The 17669-nt window shown below is 61.2% G+C and carries 16 protein-coding genes; 10 read left to right on the top strand and 6 right to left on the bottom strand.

The window, feature by feature from the left end; genetic code table 11:
- Nucleotides 1–355: 355 nt before the first annotated feature.
- Genes AWB69_RS08125 through AWB69_RS08115 form a run of 3 tightly spaced genes read left to right on the top strand, consistent with a single transcriptional unit; the run spans nucleotide 356 to nucleotide 3423 of the window.
- The gene (locus AWB69_RS08125; protein WP_062084136.1) at nucleotides 356–1684 is read left to right on the top strand and encodes an MFS transporter; all 1329 of its coding nucleotides are present in this window, start codon (nucleotides 356–358) and stop codon (nucleotides 1682–1684) included.
- A 33-nt stretch (nucleotides 1685–1717) separates the two neighbouring features.
- On the top strand, nucleotides 1718–2740 hold the full coding sequence (locus AWB69_RS08120) for an amidohydrolase family protein (RefSeq protein WP_062084133.1): 1023 nt from the start codon (nucleotides 1718–1720) through the stop codon (nucleotides 2738–2740).
- A 14-nt stretch (nucleotides 2741–2754) separates the two neighbouring features.
- Nucleotides 2755–3423, top strand: coding sequence for an RraA family protein (locus AWB69_RS08115; RefSeq protein ID WP_062084419.1), 669 nt, complete (start codon nucleotides 2755–2757; stop codon nucleotides 3421–3423).
- An 18-nt stretch (nucleotides 3424–3441) separates the two neighbouring features.
- On the opposite strand, the gene AWB69_RS08110 is transcribed toward AWB69_RS08115, so the two are convergent.
- Nucleotides 3442–4518 carry an alpha/beta fold hydrolase gene (locus tag AWB69_RS08110; protein ID WP_062084130.1) on the bottom strand — a complete coding sequence of 359 codons (1077 nt, stop codon included), beginning with the start codon at nucleotides 4516–4518 and terminating at the stop codon, nucleotides 3442–3444.
- A gap of 1115 nt (nucleotides 4519–5633) precedes the next feature.
- Nucleotides 5634–6614, bottom strand: a complete 981-nt coding sequence (locus tag AWB69_RS08105; RefSeq protein WP_062084128.1) for a helix-turn-helix domain-containing protein — start codon at nucleotides 6612–6614, stop codon at nucleotides 5634–5636.
- Between the two features lie 277 nt (nucleotides 6615–6891).
- Between AWB69_RS08105 and AWB69_RS08100 the strand changes: the two genes are divergently transcribed.
- Both AWB69_RS08100 and AWB69_RS08095 read left to right on the top strand, forming a co-directional pair.
- Nucleotides 6892–7677 carry an SDR family NAD(P)-dependent oxidoreductase gene (locus AWB69_RS08100; RefSeq protein WP_062084126.1) on the top strand — a complete coding sequence of 262 codons (786 nt, stop codon included), beginning with the start codon at nucleotides 6892–6894 and terminating at the stop codon, nucleotides 7675–7677.
- 70 nt (nucleotides 7678–7747) lie between these two features.
- Nucleotides 7748–9289 carry an amino acid permease gene (locus AWB69_RS08095; protein WP_062084124.1) on the top strand — a complete coding sequence of 514 codons (1542 nt, stop codon included), beginning with the start codon at nucleotides 7748–7750 and terminating at the stop codon, nucleotides 9287–9289.
- Between the two features lie 47 nt (nucleotides 9290–9336).
- On the opposite strand, the gene AWB69_RS08090 is transcribed toward AWB69_RS08095, so the two are convergent.
- The 3 genes from AWB69_RS08090 to AWB69_RS08080 are packed head-to-tail and all read right to left on the bottom strand — an operon-like array spanning nucleotide 9337 to nucleotide 12868.
- On the bottom strand, nucleotides 9337–10461 hold the full coding sequence (locus AWB69_RS08090; protein WP_062084122.1) for an aminotransferase class I/II-fold pyridoxal phosphate-dependent enzyme: 1125 nt from the start codon (nucleotides 10459–10461) through the stop codon (nucleotides 9337–9339).
- Nucleotides 10462–10487: 26 nt separating this feature from the next.
- The gene (locus AWB69_RS08085; protein WP_062084120.1) at nucleotides 10488–11894 is read right to left on the bottom strand and encodes an FAD-binding oxidoreductase; all 1407 of its coding nucleotides are present in this window, start codon (nucleotides 11892–11894) and stop codon (nucleotides 10488–10490) included.
- Nucleotides 11891–12868, bottom strand: a complete 978-nt coding sequence (locus tag AWB69_RS08080) for an isopenicillin N synthase family dioxygenase (RefSeq protein WP_062084117.1) — start codon at nucleotides 12866–12868, stop codon at nucleotides 11891–11893. The genes AWB69_RS08085 and AWB69_RS08080 overlap by 4 nt, the downstream gene beginning before the upstream one ends.
- A gap of 443 nt (nucleotides 12869–13311) precedes the next feature.
- Between AWB69_RS08080 and AWB69_RS08075 the strand changes: the two genes are divergently transcribed.
- From AWB69_RS08075 to hutC, 5 genes are all read left to right on the top strand, one after another.
- Nucleotides 13312–14139, top strand: coding sequence for a transporter substrate-binding domain-containing protein (locus AWB69_RS08075; protein ID WP_062084115.1), 828 nt, complete (start codon nucleotides 13312–13314; stop codon nucleotides 14137–14139).
- A 100-nt stretch (nucleotides 14140–14239) separates the two neighbouring features.
- Nucleotides 14240–14890: an amino acid ABC transporter permease gene (locus AWB69_RS08070; RefSeq protein WP_062084113.1), complete on the top strand. Its 651-nt coding sequence runs from the start codon at nucleotides 14240–14242 to the stop codon at nucleotides 14888–14890.
- Between the two features lie 12 nt (nucleotides 14891–14902).
- Nucleotides 14903–15571, top strand: a complete 669-nt coding sequence (locus AWB69_RS08065; RefSeq protein ID WP_062084111.1) for an amino acid ABC transporter permease — start codon at nucleotides 14903–14905, stop codon at nucleotides 15569–15571.
- A gap of 49 nt (nucleotides 15572–15620) precedes the next feature.
- Nucleotides 15621–16508 (top strand): amino acid ABC transporter ATP-binding protein, encoded by an 888-nt coding sequence (locus AWB69_RS08060; protein WP_062084110.1) that lies wholly within the window; start codon nucleotides 15621–15623, stop codon nucleotides 16506–16508.
- 44 nt (nucleotides 16509–16552) lie between these two features.
- On the top strand, nucleotides 16553–17314 hold the full coding sequence (hutC, locus tag AWB69_RS08055) for a histidine utilization repressor (protein ID WP_062084107.1): 762 nt from the start codon (nucleotides 16553–16555) through the stop codon (nucleotides 17312–17314).
- Nucleotides 17315–17342: 28 nt separating this feature from the next.
- Here the strand turns inward: hutC and AWB69_RS08050 are convergent.
- A partial coding sequence (locus AWB69_RS08050; RefSeq protein ID WP_197500198.1) for an aromatic amino acid lyase occupies nucleotides 17343–17669 on the bottom strand: 327 nt, incomplete at its 5' end.

The following is a 17669-nucleotide window of genomic DNA, read 5'->3' as shown; positions in this document are numbered from 1 at the left end:
GTCTTGGACGCGCGGTGCGGCGGTTCGTAACATGAGTGATCGAAAACACCCTGACGCTCGCCACTTTTACGGCATGCGGCGTCACTGTGAAGCCAAATCGTAAGCGTACGCATCGTGCCAGCTTGTCCGGCGCCGGAATAAGGGTTTTCGGATAACGCCAACTACCGCAGGCTTCCGGTTCGCCGCCGGGACATCACTTCCTCGCCCGCCTGGTTTCATTTTGAACGCAACCAATCGCGCCCGTTAGCAATGCTCATGAACTATCGGGTAGCCACGAATCACCGAAGCATCGCCTTGGCAACAGCAAACCAGAACGACGCCCGACCCTACGGACGCTCTACAGCAGGAGACATTGATGATCGACCCGATCGAAAGCGCCACCATGCGGCGAGTCTATGGCCGCCTCATGCCGTTGCTCTTCGCCATGATGTTCTTCAATTATCTTGACCGGATAAACATCGGTTTTGCCGCGCTCGACATGAACAAGCAGCTAGGCTTCAGCCCGGCCGTGTTCGGCTTCGCCGGCAGCATTTTTTTCGTCGGCTACATGCTTCTCGAAGTGCCCAGCAACCTGCTGCTCCATCGCGTTGGCGCGCGGCGCTGGATTGCCCGCATCCTGCTGACGTGGGGAGCCGTTGCCGCCGCGACCGCCTTCGTGTTCAACGAATACAGCTTCTACGTACTCCGCTTCCTGCTGGGCGTGATGGAAGCCGGGTTTCTTCCGGGCGTGGCCGTGTACCTGACAAAGTGGTTCCCGCAGCGTTACCGCGCACGTGCCGTGGGGGGTTACATCATCGCCGGCTCGTTCTCGGCTGTGCTCGGCGGCCCGATTTCAACTGCGCTCATGACCTACGCAAATGGACCGCTAGGCCTGCAGGGATGGCAGTGGATGTTCATCATGGAAGGGGTCCCGGCCATGCTCCTTGGCCTCCTGACGCTGCGCCTGATGACCGAGCGCCCCGCTGACGCCAGCTGGCTGACCGACCCGCAAAAGCAGTGGCTCGAGTCCACGCTGACGAAAGAACGCGAGGCCCTGGGGGCCGACAAGCATTTCCCGATGCTGCGGGTCGCCAGCGACATCCGCGTATGGAGCCTCGCGTGCTTGTTCGGCTGCGCGCTCGTGGGCGTTTATGGCCTGTTCCTGTGGTTGCCGCAGATCGTCAAGAGCCTGGGCAACCTGAGCAACCTCGAAGTGGGTTTCCTGTCCGCCGCCCCGCCGCTCCTGGGTGTTCTTGGCACGCTGCTGATCAGCCGCAGTTCCGACCGGACCGGTGACCGGAAGAAGCACCTTGCGTTCGTGTACGGGATGAGCGCGCTCGCCATTGCGGGCAGCGCTTATGCGCCGAATCCGGTGATCGCCTATGCGCTCCTGTGCGTGACCGGGCTTTTCATCTATGCCGGCAACCCGCTGTTCTGGAGCCTCGCCTCTTCGTTCAGGACCGGCGCCGCCGGCGCCGCGACGATCGCCCTGATCAACACCGTCGCGCAGTTCGGCGGACTCGTCGGCCCCTGGAGCATCGGGCTGGTACGCAGCGCCACGGGCAACTTCAAGCTCGCACTCCTGACCATAGCGGCCTTCCTGGTGGTGGCAACCGTCATTGCGCTGGTCATGCGGGTCACGCCTCCGGAGGACGAGACGGATGCACTGCCGGCCGGCGACTCCCGTGCCGGCCACCTTCATTGAACCTCTCATTGAACCTTGATCTGGAAACCCGCAATGATCATCGATTGTCACGGTCACTACACGACCTCCCCGCGCGAGCATGAAGCCTGGCGCGCCGCCCAGATCGCGGCGCTCAAGGACGGCACGTCCCCGCCGCCGCGCCCCGTCATCACGGACGAGCGGATTCGCGAGAGCATTGAATCGGGACAGTTGCGCATTCAACGGGAGCGCGGCACGGATCTCACGATCTTTTCGCCACGGGCCGCCGGCATGGGTCATCACCTGGCCGGCGCCGATGCCAACGCGCATTGGTCGCAGGAAAGCAATGACCTGGTTCATCGCGTGTGCCAGATGTTTCCGCGCAACTTCGTGGGTGTCTGCCAGTTGCCGCAGGCGCCCGGCGTGCCACCCGAAAACTGCATTCCCGAGTTGCGCCGATGTGTCGAGCAACTTGGTTTCATAGGCTGCAATCTCAACCCGGACCCATCCGGCGGTTACTGGACCGGGCCGCCGCTGACCGACCGCTCCTGGTATCCGCTCTACGAAGCAATGGTCGAGCTGGACGTGCCGGCCATGATCCATGTTTCCTCGTCGTGCAACCCCAACTTCCATGCGACCGGCGCGCATTACATCAACGGCGACACCTCGGCGTTCATGCAATTGCTGACAGCGGACCTGTTCGCCGATTTTCCGGCCTTGCGTTTCATCATTCCCCACGGCGGCGGCGCCGTGCCATACCACTGGGGGCGTTACCGCGGGCTCGCTCAGGACATGAAGCGGCCGCTGCTCAAGGACTATCTGCTCAAGAACGTGTTCTTCGATACCTGCGTGTACCACCAGCCCGGCACCGACCTGCTGGCGAAGGTGATCCCGGTCGAGAACATCCTGTTTGCGTCGGAGACGATCGGCGCGGTCCAGGGCATCGACCCCGAGACCGGCCACTACTACGACGATACCCGCCGCTATATCGACGCGATCCCCTGGCTCACGCCGGCCGATCGCCAGCGCATCTATGAGGACAATGCGCGTGCCGTGTACGGGCGTTTGTCAAACCAGCTCAATCATCAGCTTTCCTGAAGGAGATGACCGTGATGAATCCACCCGGATGGCGCCGTCATGCGTCGGCCGCGCAAGCCAGCCCCGAGATACTGGAGACGCTGCGCGGCCTCGCCGTCTCGCTGCTCAGCGACAACATGGCGCGTGCCAGCGGCACGATCGGGCTCGTGCCGTATCACCGCCCCAAGCCCATGGTCGGCACGGCGGTGACCGTGCGCACCCGCCCCGGCGACAACCTCGCCATTCATCGCGCATTCGATTTTTGCCGTCCCGGCGACGTGCTGGTGATCGACGGCGGCGGTGATGTTACGCAGGCGCTGATGGGCGAAATCATGGCGACCTATGCCGAAAGCCTCGGCGTGCAGGGTCTGGTTATCGACGGTGCGATCCGCGACGTGGGCGCCATTCGCGAACACGACTTCCCCGTCTATGCGCGTGCCGCGACGCATCGCGGACCTTATAAGAACGGTCCGGGCGAGGTCAATGTGACGGTCAGCGTCGGCGGCATGGTGGTGCAGCCCGGCGACATCATCGTAGGCGATGAAGACGGTGTCCTCGCCATAGCGCCCGGCGACGTGGCGGCGGTCATCGAAGGGGCGCAGCGGCAGGCGAACAAGGAAGCGGCTGCGTTGCGTTCCATTGCCGAGGGCCGCTTTGATCGCGAATGGATCGGTCCGCAGGAGACGAAGATGATGGGGGGTTAGCCTTTTGCTCGACCGGCTTCATGGCGCCTCTTGCGGCAGGGTCTGGAGAAACTCCGCCACATAGTTTTTCCATACCTCGGGATGCTCGATCGTCTCGTTCCCGTAGGAACGCTCGCTCTCCGGCATCTCGACGAAGCGTCCATGCGGCACGCGCGGAACAAGACGTTGCATGATGCCCAGATCGGTCGGGTTAAGCAGGTCGTCGGAGAAATTCAGGGCGAAGAGCGGCGCCTTGATCTTCCCAAGCGCGGCTTCCGGGTTGTAGTCCCACGACGCTTCGAACCAGTACATCACGTCGTTGGCGTCGTATTGGCGACCGCTGTACACGGCGGCGTCGTAGGACCATCGTGAGGTGCCGGGCGTGGGCGACAACGCCTGCATGCGTGCGGGGTTCTTCGTGATCAGCGTAAAGACCGGCATGGCGCGCAACCATTGAATGGGCTGGCGCAGGTAGTTGCCGTCGTTCCAGTCAGGGTCCCGCCGGATGGCGTCGATAATCATTTGCCGCCAGAAACCATTGCGTCCGGTGAGTGCAACCGGTTGGCTCGCGATCGGCATGAGGCCGTCCATCATGTCCGGATACCGTTCGCCCCATAACCACGTCTGCATGCCGCCCATCGAGGTGCCGAGCACCAGGCGCAAGTGGTCGATGCCCAGTCCGTGCGTGACGAGCAGGTACTGCGCCTGGACGATGTCGTTGTATCCGTATTCGGGAAACTTCGCCCGCAGCCCGTCGCTGGGTTTGCTTGAGCCGCCCCGTCCGAGCCCGTCCGGAATGATGATGAAATAGCGGGTGGCATCGAGCGGCTGCCCGGGGCCGAACAGTTCCTGGCGCATGGCTGCCGTGAGGAACGCGCGGCCGGCGTCGGTCGTGCCATGGAGCAGCAGGACAACGTTGGTGAAGTGGCCTTTGCCGTCGCAATGGGGCACGCCGAGCGTGACGTAGTGAAGCGTGACCTGGGGTAGAGAAGAGCCGTCTTCGAAGTGGAAGCCGGTAGCCACGAAGTCGCCGGATTGCTCGTATAGCGGCGGCTGTTGCGCGCCGGCATAAGGAACAAAACACGCCAGGGCGAGCGCAAGCAAGAGGGAGCGCATGGTCTCCTCGCTAGTGGAGGTCTGGGCTTTTAGTTTAGGCCGATCCGCGCCGGTGGTTGGGCATTTCGGTGCCAGAGCCAATAAGAAATTTTGCTTGTGTCGGTGGATGGGGCTTGGGGGCTTGGGGTTTTGGGTTTTTTGGGGGGCGGTTGGTCGTTGGGGGGCGGGGTCGGGGTCGGGGGTGGTGCCAGGTTCCGGGGTTAGCGGTTGGGGTTTGTGCCGGGGTGCCAGGTTCTTGCGTTAGCGGTCGGAGTCAATGCCGGGTTGCTGCTTTCGGCCTTGGCGGTCTGCCTGAGTCGGATTTTCTCTTTATCACTATTAGCCACTGTGCGTGGCGGCACGTCATTTCTTGGTCCTTAGCGACAAAGAAACGAAGCAAAGAAAACGCTTTCACCGCACTACCCTAAGTGTCCACAGCGTGCAGTTCCCATTCATGGGTGCCCCAAAAGCACGGTGCTCGCCAGAGCCACGGATGTTTGAACCCCTCCTTCTCGCGAATCCTGACATGAACACGCTTCGCCACCAGTGCTCTCGGGCAAGCACGAAAGCCCACTGACCAGCACGGCTTCACGTGCATTTACTGCGTCACATCTTGGCGGGTTCGTCGCGTGCGCTGCACCGTTATTTTCGTAAATAGCGGCCCTGCGCATTTTTTGCGGCCTCATTTCTTGATGGGTTAGCAATATGGTTCGTTATCCATACAAATTCGGTGGGAGGTTTTTCGCGGATAGCGCGGGGTGAACCTTGGGCAGGTTCAATCACTGGTGGCGAAGCGTGTGGGTATCCGTGTTCGGAGAAGGAGGGGTTCACACATCCGTCGCTCTGGCGAGCACCGCGCTTTTGGGGCACCTATGAATGGGAACTGCACGCTGTGGACACTTAGGGTAGTGCGGTTAAAGCGTTTTCTTTGCTTCGTTTCTTTGTCGCTAAGGACCAAGAAATGACGCGCCGCCACGCGCAGTGGCTAATAGTGATAAAGAGAAAATCCGACTCAGGCAGACCGCCAAGGCCGAAAGCAGCAACCCGGCATTGACTCCGACCGCTAACGCAAGAACCTGGCACCCCGGCCCTGACTCCGACCACTACCCCCAAAACCACCTGCCAACCCCAAACCCTCACCCGCGCCCCGGGCGCACCCCCCGCAACCTTCGTAATGTCTCCGACGGCAATTCACCAAACTGCTCGCGATAATCATTGGAGAAATGGCCGAAGTGCCAGAAGCCCCAGCGAGTCGCCGCGTCGGTGACCGAGCCGGCGTGCAGCAGGTCCTTGCGGACGTGATCAAGCCGCACGGCGCGCAGATACGACGCCGGATTCGTGCCGAGGATTTCATCGAATGCATACTGGACCGTGCGCCGGCTGACACCCAGCCGCAAGCACAGGTCGGCGACCGACAGCGGGCAATCCGCCGACGCTTCCACCAGTTCGCGCACGGCGCCCACCAGCTTCCAGTTGCGCGACGGCCCGGTACGCGTGTCGGTATCGCTGACATCAAGAAGCAATTCGGACAGACCCACAATCACCGACCGCTCAAAACTCGCGCACACCCGCGCATCGGCGAGCAAGGAAGGTGAGGACGTAACGGTGTCCAGCAGACGCGCCAGCGTGCTCCTGAACGCCTGCAACCGTGCCGGATCGGCATTGAGCACCCCGGGCTGATCCCCGAGCGCTTGCTGAACGTTGTCCAACGCAAGCCGAAGCAGCGGGTCGGACAGTTCCAGCGGCGCTATCTCCAGATTCACGACCACATGTTTGTCGGGCGACAGAAATTCGAACCCTCCCGGGCCCGAGAAGACATGCAGGCCGTCGAGATGACTCACCTGCCCGCATAACAACGCGTGGCCTTCGAGCTGGAACGGAATGCCCACGGCGATCCGCGATGCATCGACGCAACCGCGCTGGTACACCGTCCGGTTCATCCGTTCAACAAGGATGTGCACCGCGCCCGCGCGCACGGAACTGACAGAGCCGTCGAAGGCACCCCGCGAGATCTGGCAGTAGGTCTGGTTCCAGCTTTCGAGCAGCCTGGCCTGCTCGTCAATGCTCCGGCAGCAATGAATATCAACGGCCGGACGCACCGGTTGGACCGCTTCCATACAAACTCCTTGGCGGACGGTAAGCGTCAAAAAAGTGTAAACGACCAAAATTCCCTGCCAGTCATTCTGACCGCCCTGGCCCCGCACCGTGCGCCACGGTAAGCGTCGCGCGTCCGCCCGCCCATCGCTGAAAACCCTTCCCTCAGGGCCTTCGAGCCTCTGCATGGCGCAGTTTGCAGTTTTTTCGCGGTTTGTCCCGCCCCATTGCCAATTTCGGATAGTGCGTAAATTGTGTCGCGCCTAGCCTAAATAAAGGATAAACAACGAGAGGTCAGGAATGGGCAAATCCGAGTCTGTTGGCGGAAAACTCGCGGGCAAGGTCGCGATCGTGTCGGGCGGGGCCACCGGTTGCGGCGGCGCGGCCTCCGTCTTGTTCGCCAGGGAGGGCGCACAGGTGGCGGTCGTCGATATCAACGCCGAAGCCGGCACCCAGGTCGCAGCACAGATTCGCGAGAGCGGCGGCGTGGCCGAGTTCTTCAAGGCGGATGTGGCAAAGACCGATCAGGTTGAAACCGCCGTGGCGCTGATCGCCGAGCGCTTTGGCACGATCGACGTGCTGTTCAATCACGCGGGCAGCATCGTCGTCAAACCGTTCCTTCAAACAACCGACGAGGACTACCAGTGGCTCATGGACGTCAACGTCAAGAGCATGTTCACGATGACCCGTGCCGTCATTCCGCACATGCTTCGGACAGGCGGTGGCTCGATTGTCTGCACGGCGTCGATCTCGTCGACGGCAGCGACCCCGCTCGAAGTGCTGTATTGCACGACCAAGGGTGCATGCGCCATGTTCGCGCGGGCAATCGCCGTGGAGTATCGCGAGCGCGGGATTCGCTGCAATGCAGTATGTCCGGGTTTCATCGATACCCCGCACGGGCAACGTGAAATCGCCGCACTCGCGCAATACGGTTTCGATGCCAGCGAAGCCGCGCTTTCACTTCAGCAGGGCCGTCTTTGCGCGCCAGAGGAAGTGGCCAAGGCAGCGCTCTTTCTCGCCAGCGACGACGCCAGTTTCATCAACGGCGCGCACCTCTATGTCGATAACTGCTTCACCGCCGCCTGATTATGGCCGCATGAGTTCGCCACTCCAATCCAACGTCCACCAGCAGCTTCAGCCATAAGGATCGACCATCATGGACATCAATACGGCAGTTCCAGCGTCAGAGAGCGCGGATAGCGACGTTTCCCTGCTGCACAAAATGGGCTATGCGCAGGAGCTTTCCCGCCGCATGGGTGCGTTCTCCAACTTCGCCGTATCGTTCTCGCTCATCTGCATCCTGTCCGGCGGCATCACCTCGTTCCAGCTTGGACTCAGCGCGGCCGGCGGTGCATCGATCGGACTGGGCTGGCCACTCGGATCCGTCTTCGCGCTGGTGGTGGCCGCCGCGATGGCGCAGATCGCATCGTCTTATCCGACGGCCGGCGGCCTCTATCACTGGAGCTCGATCCTGGGCGGCAAGACCTGGGGCTGGCTCACCGCCTGGTTTAATCTGCTGGGCCTCGTGTTCGTGGTCGCGGCCATCAACTTCGGCACCTGGGACCCGTTCTTCCGAACCCTCATTGCCCCGATGTTCGGCGTCAAGCCCGAGTCGCTCGGCTGGTGGGACCAGACCATATTTCTTTCGTTGATCACCGCGTCGCAGGCTTTCCTGAACCATCGGGGCATCAGAATCGCAAGCAAGATCACCGATGTCTCCGGTTACCTGATCTTCGTCGTGACCGTGATCCTGGTTGCTTCGCTATTGATCTACTCACCGGTCAAGGTGGATTTTTCGAGGCTCGTGACCTTCAAGAATTTCACCGGCGTGGATGGCGGACAATGGCCCGCGCAAACCATGGCAATGGCATTCCTTTCAGGGCTGCTGCTGACCGCCTATACGATCACCGGTTTCGACGCTTCCGCGCACACGTCCGAGGAAACCCACGACGCGGCCCGCAATGTACCGCGCGGGATCGTGAAGTCCGTGCTGTGGTCAACCCTGTTCGGGTACGTGCTGGTCTGCTCGTTCGTGCTGGTGATGCCGGACATTGGTGCCGCGATCAAGCAGGGCACCGGCTTCTTTGAAGCGATCCTCGCGCCGATCCCGGGACCGCTGCGGATCGTCATCGAGCTGCTGCTGTTTTTTATCAACTACGTATGCGGACTTGCCGCGGTAACATCGACGTCGCGAATGATGTTTGCGTTTGCACGTGACGGCGGCCTGCCTGGATCGAAGTTCCTGCGCAAGGTCAACGCGCACCGGACGCCGGGCATCGCCATCTGGGTATCGGCCGTGCTGGCGATTGTCATTACCTTATATGGCGATGCATTCTCGGTGTTGAGCGCGGGCAGCGCGGTGTTTCTGTTCATCTCGTACGCCATGCCGGTAGCCGCCGGGATCTTTGCCGAGGGCAAGACCTGGACCGAGAAAGGTCCTTTCCAGTTGGGCATGTGGTCGAAGCCGTTCGCCGTTGCGGCAGTTATCGGCGCATTGATTCTTGCCTATGTGGGCATTCAACCGCCGAATGAGAAAGTGATCTATGTGATTGTCGGGTTGCTCGCGGTTCTGATGCTGATCTGGTACGGCGCGGGCGTACGCAAGAGTTTTGCCGGGCCGCCAGTGGGCAATCTGTCAAAGGAACGCCGGGAGAAGATCATCGGGCTTGAAGCGCAACTGGAGGAGAAGGTGGAGTAGGTTTTCGTTCGCGCCGGTCAACACGCTTGGTCACCGGCGCGAACCGATCACCCACCCCGTCGCCGCTCGAACGAATCGATAAACAACGCATTATCCGCAGCGCTGCCAATGCTCACTCGCATGCAGGTTTCATAACCCGGCTCGCGCCAGGGCTTCACAATCACCCCGTCTTCCAGCATCCGGCCCGCGAGCTTGGCCGCGTCCTCCCTGCAATCGAAGAACAGGAAATTCGCCCGCGAACGCGCCGGTTTCACACCGAGCCCGAGTAACACCGCGCGCATCCACTCCCGCCCCTTGCGGGCCTCCCCCACGCTAGCCGCAACATGCGCCTGATCACCAAACGCCACGGCCGCAGCCTGCTGCGCAATCTGGTTGATATTGAATGGCGTACGCACGCGGTTCATCAGGCCCGCGAGTTCCGGCGCCGACGCCACGCCGTATCCCACCCGCAGCGCCGCCAGTCCATAAGCCTTCGAAAAGGTGCGCAGCAACAGCCACGGCAAGCCTGATTCACGCAGCACGGCGAGACTGTCCGGGTAACCGTCGTCACCGGAGGCGTATTCGAAATAGGCCTCGTCCCACAGCACCAGTGTCTCCGGCGATACCACGCTCAATAGCCGGCGCATTTCAGCGGCGTCCATCGCGCATCCAACTGGATTACTAGGATTGCTAATAATCACCATGCGCGTACGCGGAGAAATGGCAGCAATGAGCGCCTCGACGTCGAATTCGAAGTCCTCACGCATCGGCACGGTGACCACCCTTGCGCCAACACTCTGCGGATAGATGATGTGCAAGCCAAACGACGGGATCACAGTGATCACTTCATCGCCGGGAGCGAGGAACGTATGCGCTGCAATAGCGAGCAAGTCTTCGGAACCATTGCCGAACAACAACTGCCCGGGATCGACTGCAAGCCGTTCAGCAATCAGCGCGCGCAACGCGCTGCATGAAGGATCGGGATAAAGCGCGAGCGTGCCGGTCGTGGTGGACTGGGCAAGATGCGCAAGCACGGCCGCGCTCGCGCCACCTGGATTTTCATTGCTGCCGAGCTTGGCGACATGCGGGACGCCATAACGTGCCCGCACGAATTCTCCCGATAACCCCGCGTTATAAGCAGGCAGGCCGCGTACTTCAGCACGCAGGCTTTCTATAAAAGCAGTCACGCTCATTGAGTTCCTTGTTCGTTTCGAGCGTTTTAATCGCCCGCGGCAGGCAGCACCTTGCCGGGATTGAGGATGCCGTGCGGATCGAGGGCATTCTTGATCGCCTGCATGCAGGCAAGTTCAGCGGGACTGCGCGAGTAGCCCAGGAACGGCCGCTTAAGCAAACCAATGCCGTGTTCCGCCGATATTGACCCGCCATAGTCGCGAACCATGCCGTACAACGCGTGGTCGACCTCTTCCACCGTGATGCCGGGAATCGAACGCGCATCGAGCGTGACATGCAGGTTCGAGTCACCGATGTGGCCGAAGTACAAACCATCATGCGTCGGCCAGCGCGCAGCGAAGTCCTTGCGGCAGGCATCGACGAAATGACCGATCTCGCCTATCGGCAAGCTCACATCGAAATTGATCGGTTCCATCTTCACCGGCAACTCGGCCGTTGCTTCGCGAATGGCCCACAACGCCTGAGTCTCCGCCTGCGACTGTGCAACCACCGCATCCATCACCACGCCCGCCTCAAGCTGTGCGCTGAGTGCTGCTGCGAACCGTTCGCCGTGATCGTCCGAGAACCCGGCCTGTTCGATCAATGCGTAAAGCGGATACGCCTGGCCAAGCGGCGATCGCCGGGAGCGTGTCAGCCCGACACCAAAGTCGTAGAACTCCGGCCACATGATTTCGAACGCGCCAATTTCATCGCCGAACGTGGCTTGCAGCGAGCGCAGCAACGCAACCGCACCGTCGTAATCCTTCAGTGCGCACAGCGCGGTATTGCGCGCGGCCCGGCGTGGCTTCAGGCGTAATACCGCACGCGTGATCACCCCGAGCGTTCCCTCCGACCCGATAAACAGGTTGCGCAGGTCGTAGCCCGTATTGTTCTTGACCATCTTGTTCATTGAACTGAGCACGCTGCCGTCGGCCAGCACGGCTTCGAGTCCGAGCACCTGGTCGCGAGCCGTGCCGGACTGCAGCACGCGCACGCCGCCCGCATTCGTAGCAAGGTTGCCGCCGATCTGACACGAGCCGCGGGCACCCAGATCCAGTGCAAATTCGAACCCCGCTTCCTGCGCGGCATCCTGCACGGTCTGCAAGGTGGTACCAGCGAGCACCGTCATGGTCGCCGCCGCACGATCAAGCTCTTCGATGCCCACCAGCCGTTCGAGCGACAGGCAGATATCGCCGCCGGAAGGAATGGCGCCGCCCGCCAGTCCGGTCATGCCGCCCTGCGGCACAACGCTCTGACGTGCTTCATTGCACAGGCGCAGCACAGTGGCGACTTCGTCGGTCGAACGCGGCAGCACGACCGCCAAAGGCGGCACCGGCGAGCGTCCGCTCCAGTCGCCGAGATAACGTGGTTCGATGGAATCGCCGAAACGCACGGACCCGGCGCCGAGTGCATCAATCAGCGTTTGCACGATGGGTTTCATTGTTTGCTCAGTCATTCGCGCGCTTCTTTCTGCTTCTTTCTATACCCCATGGAGTCGTTGATCCGCCCCAGGATGTAGTCGCCGGCAGCTACCGGTTCATACAAGGGTTGCACGCCCTCAAGACCGAGATCGCGCGGGTCCACGCTTGCGCCATAAGTGGGATCGTAGAAGGTCGCGATCGAATACCGTTCCTGGCCCGAGCGATTGATCACGCGATGCAACGTGGAACGGAAGCGATCGTTCGACCAGCGCGCAAGCAGGTCACCCACGTTCACCACCAGCGTTCCCGGAATGGGCGGCGCGTCGATCCAGCTATCGGTTGCAAGCTCCTTCACCTGCAAACCACCCACGTTGTCCTGCCACAGCAGCGTGATGCACCCATAGTCGGTATGCGGCGCGACCCCGAACTGATCCGCGTCCGACTTGGGCGCTTGCGGCGGGTAATAGACCATCTGCGTGCGCTGCATGCGCTTCGTGTATTTGCTCACGAAAAACATTTCGTCGATATCCAGGCTCACCGCCACCGCACGCAGCAAATCCGCACCGCACGCGCCAATTGCTTCGTAATACGAATAAAGATCCGGTTGCAGCGAAGGCATGAAATCAGGCCAGTTGTTCGGGCCGCGCAACGCTTCACCTGCCAGCACGCTCGGATCGTTTTCCGGCAACTCCAGCCCTATGCTGAAAAATTCCTTGTAATCAGGCTTCGTGGCCTGATACATGACGGCATCGCCTAACGCATTGAAGCCGCGATGCCGATGATTCACCGCAACACGCCGCTTCACCTCCACCGGATAAGCGAAGAATTCGCGCGCCGCCTTCACCGCGCCTTCGAGCACTTCCGTCGGCACGCCATGATTGCTGATGTAAAAGAAACCGATGCTCGTGCACGCGTCGCGGATCGCGGCGGCGGCTTCGCGCAAGCCGGCGGGATCCAACGCACGAACAGCCGCCAGATCGACGACGGGGATGTGAGAAGTCGAGGTCATCCAGGTGCTCCGAAGTTTCATTGCCGTCTATACCGTGCGGACCGAACGAGCCGCTGCACGTCTTCAACGGGCATCATGCCGAGCCGGCGCAAGACGCGCGGCCGGCCCAAAAAATGGTTTCACTGCGCGCCGCCATGCAAGGTCTGAAAGGGACCTGTCACGCCTGGCGTTCCATGCATCGATCCGGCCGCAAGTCTCTGCGGACAAGCCACCAGCGCCTGCTGGAATCCAGATCAAGTGTCTGTATATACCGCCAATTAGCCGAGCGCAACCCGTCGTTTTCGCGAAGTCTGTAAGCCTTGAAATCTAGCGGTCAGAAGTATTTTTGACACGCTTGGCAACGCAAATTGACGGTATATACTGAACCGCACCACATGCAGGTCGGCGCACCGGCTCGCAACTTTGCCCAAGCCGGGTGCACTTTTAACCAGGGGAGTTCAACAATGAATTTTTTCTCGAAGTGGAAGGGTCGTCTGCTCGTGGCCGCGCTGGTCGCGACAGCGGTTTCGGCGCACGCTGAAGACCAGTTGGCGAAGGTCAGGAAGGCGGGTGAACTGGTGGTCGGAACCGAGATGCAGTTCGCACCGTTCGACTTCCTGGAAAACGGCCAGCAACAGGGTTTCAACAAGGACTTCTTCGCCGAACTCTCGAAGGAACTGGGTGTGAAGGTGCGCTCCATCGACTTGCCCTGGCCGAGCGTGCTGCCCGGACTCGAAGCGGGCAAGTTCGATATTGTCAGCGGCCCGGTGACCATCACCAAGGCGCGCATGGAACGTTATGAGTTCACCCTGCCGATTGCCGACGGCACGGTCGCGCTGCTCAAGCGCGCGAACGACGCCAGCATCAAGACCAATGCCGACGTTGCCGGCAAGGCAGTCGGTGGCGGCAAGGGTTCCGCACAACTCGACCAGTTGAAGCAATACGTTGCCACGCTGCCGGGCAAGACGAGCGTGCGTGAATACATCGACAACAACCAGGCCTATGCGGATCTTGCCGCCGGACGGATTGTTGCCGTGGGCAACTCGCTGCCGAATATTGCGTATGTAGCGCGCCAGCGTCCGGACACGTTTGCAGTCGTCCAGCCGCCGTTCGGCACGAAGGTGTATTTCGCTTATCTCGGCCGCAAGGACGCGGACAGCAAACCGCTTATCGACGCGATCAATCAGGCGATCGTCAAGATGCACAGCGACGGCCGTCTCGCCGCGCTGCAGAAGAAGTGGTTCGGCGTAACCATGGACACACCCACCACCATGCCATCGCCCAACTACTGAACGGTTGACTGCCATCGAATCAGCCAGCCTTTGAACCATTGATGCACTGCAGGGCGCTTAAGTAAGTTAAGTAAGCGCCCTGCTCCTTGCCGGACAGCCCATGTTCAGCCTTCACGCGTTGCTGGATGCCCTTCCCTACCTGATCAAGGCCGCGCAAGCCACGGTCCTGATTTCGCTCGTGGGGCTCGTGGCCGGCTTCATTGTTGCGATCGCCGTGTGCAGCGCCCGGCTCTCGAAGAACCGCATCGTCTCCAAGCTGGGCGGCGCGTATGTCGGCTTCTTTCGCGGCGTGCCGTTGCTTGTGCAGCTTCTGCTGACCTACTATTTCCTGCCCTTCATCGGCATCAACGTGCCGCCGCTCGTGGCCGCTGCCGCCGCCGTTTCGTTATGCGAAGCCGCCTATCTTGCCGAGATCCTGCGCGGCGGATTCATCGGTATTCCGCATGGACAACTCGAAGCGGCGCAGTTGCTTGGTTTGTCGCGGCTGCATGCCGTGCTGCGCATCCAGGTACCTCAGGCGCTGCGCATGACGCTGCCCTCGCTCGTCAACGAGATGGTCATGCTGGTGAAAGCGTCGTCGCTGATTTCAGTGGTCGGTGTCGCCGATATCACGCGCACCGCGCAGAACATTGCCGCCAGCACGTATCGGCCGCTCGAGGCCTATGTGGCCGCCGGGCTCGTCTACCTGGTGATCAACGGGGCGTTGTCGCTGGCCGGGCATCGCGCTGAACGCCGCTTGCAACAGGCATAAGAGGCATCGAGCATGGCGATCCAATTCGACCCCACCGTTCTCACCGACTCCCTTCCCGCCCTCGCCGAAGGATTTGCGACGACCATCGCCGTGTGGATTGGCGGCGTGCTGATCGGCATGGTGATCGGTTTCGCCATCGCCTTGCTGCAGATCTTCTGCGGCAAATGGGTGCGCGGTTTCTTGCGCGCTTACATAGAAGTGTTCCGGGGAACGCCGTTTCTCGTGCAGCTTTTCGTGCTGTATTACGGCGGCCCTTCGCTTGGACTTTCGCTTGAACCACTGACGGCCGGTATTGTCGGACTAGGGCTTTATGGCAGCGCGTATTTCGCGGAAGCGTTTCGCTCCGGCTTTACGTCGGTGCCGCGCGGTCACATAGAAGCCGCCGAGTGCCTGGGTTTCACGCGGCTGCAAGTCATCATGCGTGTACAGTTGCCGCAGATGCTGGTCATCATCGTGCCGGCGCTGACCAACCTTATCATTGTGCTGAGCAAGGAAACCGCCGTGCTGTCGGTCGTCACCGTGCCTGAGCTGACGTTCGTGCTGACCGGTATTGGTTCGGAGCGGTTTGCGTTCGTCGAAACCTTGCTTGCGCTGTGCGCGTGTTATCTCCTGCTCGTGGAAGTGGCGTCGCGAGCCGGACAGTGGGTCGAGATCCGCGTAGGCCGCTTCCTCACGCGGTGAACGCGCGTTAGCCCCGTCAAACCGAGCGCTGAATCATAAAGAACCCGTCATGAAGAAACCGAATTCTGGCAACACGTCAACGCCTGCCGAATATCTTGTCGACGCCCGGCATGTCGGCAAGCATTTCGGCGCGCTGAAGGTACTCGACGACGTCTCGCTCGCCGTGCGCAAGTCGGAAGTGACCTGCATCATCGGACCATCGGGTTCGGGGAAAAGCACCTTGCTGCGCTCGCTTGCGTTCCTCGAGGAATACAGCGAAGGCGAGATCTATATCGAAGGCGAATTGATCGGGTATGTCACCGACCGCAACGGCCGGCGCGTCCGTGCGCCACAAGCCGAGATCAACCGCGTGCGGCGCAACGTGGGCATGGTGTTCCAGCAGTTCAACCTGTGGCCGCACATGACGGCCGTTGAAAACGTGGCCGAGGCGCTGGTGCGCGTGCGCAAGCTGCCCAAGGCCGAAGCGCACGAGCGGGCGCTGGCCATGCTCGACAAGGTCGGTCTCGCCGAGCGTGCAAACAATCATCCGGCGCGGCTGTCCGGCGGGCAGCAGCAACGGGTGGCGATTGCTCGCGCGCTGGCGATGGAACCGCACATCATGCTCTTCGACGAACCCACTTCTGCGCTCGATCCGGAGCTGGTCGGCGAAGTGCTGCAGGTGATGAAGAACCTCGCGAACGACGGCATGACGATGGTGATCGTCACGCATGAAATGGGCTTCGCGGCGCAAGTCGCAGATACCGTTGTCTTCATCGATCATGGCAAAATCGAGGCGCAAGGGTCCCCCGAGGATGTGTTTCACCGCGCGCAGCAGCCTAGGCTTAAACAGTTTCTGCAGAACTATCTCGACCGGAACGCGTTCTGGGCGCGGCGTGAGGAACCACCGGCGAGTGCAGTTCATGCAAGTACCGAACCAGCGGGATATGAGGGCCATTGAGAACGGCAAATGAGAACGGCAAATAAGCAGAACCTGAGCGAGACATGAATACAAGCAGCCTTTCGAACCCGGCATCCGCCACCGCGCCGCTCGCGCGCTACGAGCGTGTGAAGGAACATATCCGCACGCGCATTCTCTCTGGCGAATGGCGGCCCGGCGACCGGATTCCCTCGGAGATGACGTTGGTCGGCGAGCTGGGCGTCTCGCGCATGACGATCAACCGCGCGCTGCGCGAACTCACGGAGCAAGGTGTGTTGACGCGCTTCTCAGGCGTGGGGACGTTTATTGCGGAAGAAAAACCGCAGTCGACGCTGCTGATGATTGCGCACATAGGCGATGAAATTCGCGCTCGCGGGCACGAGTACGGTTATGCGATCGTGCACGCCGCACGCGAGGCGGCGGCCAGCGACGTGTCCGCCGCGCTCGGGTTAGCGCCTGGCGCGTCGGTATTTCATGTGGTGTGTGTTCATCGCGAGAACGGCGTGCCGGTGCAGCTTGAAGACCGTTACGTGAACCCCGATGCGGCACCGCATTTTCTCGAGCAGGATTTCGCGACGGTGCGGCCCTCGGAGTATCTGTTCAATACCGTGCCGGCGCACGAGGTCGAGCACGTGGTTGACGCGGTACTGCCCTCGCGTGCGGATGCGAAGCTGCTTGAAATTGGTCCGGACCAGCCGTGCCTGACGCTCGTGCGGCGAACCTGGGCGAACCACGTGGCCGTGACGTTCGCGCGCTTCGTGCATCCGGGCACGCGGTATCGGCTGGGATGCAGGTTCAGCGCAGACAACATGCAGCGGCAAAGCTGATCGCCGCTGCTGTCTCACACGTTCAAGCTTAGGCCACCCCTTCCGATGCGAAGTGCAGCGGGCAGAACGCGGCAATCGTTCCGCTTGTTACCTGCTTCGCCACCGCCACTATGTCCGGTGCGAAATAATGATCGAGCGCGTAATGGTCGACATCCGCGCGAATGGATTTCATGACCGGCTGCAAGCGCGGACTCGTCTGATACGGCGCACGCAGGTCCACGCCTTGCGCCGCTGCGAGCAATTCGATAGCGAGAATATGCGCTACGTTCTCCGCTATATAGCCAAGCTTGCGGGCAGCGAACGTCGCCATGGAGACGTGATCTTCCTGATTCGCCGATGTCGGCAACGAGTCGAC

The organism is Caballeronia udeis (assembly GCF_001544555.2).
Lineage (GTDB): Bacteria > Pseudomonadota > Gammaproteobacteria > Burkholderiales > Burkholderiaceae > Caballeronia > Caballeronia udeis.
The sequence above is the reverse complement of the archived record's forward strand: the minus strand, read 5'-3'. Positions and strand labels throughout refer to the sequence as shown.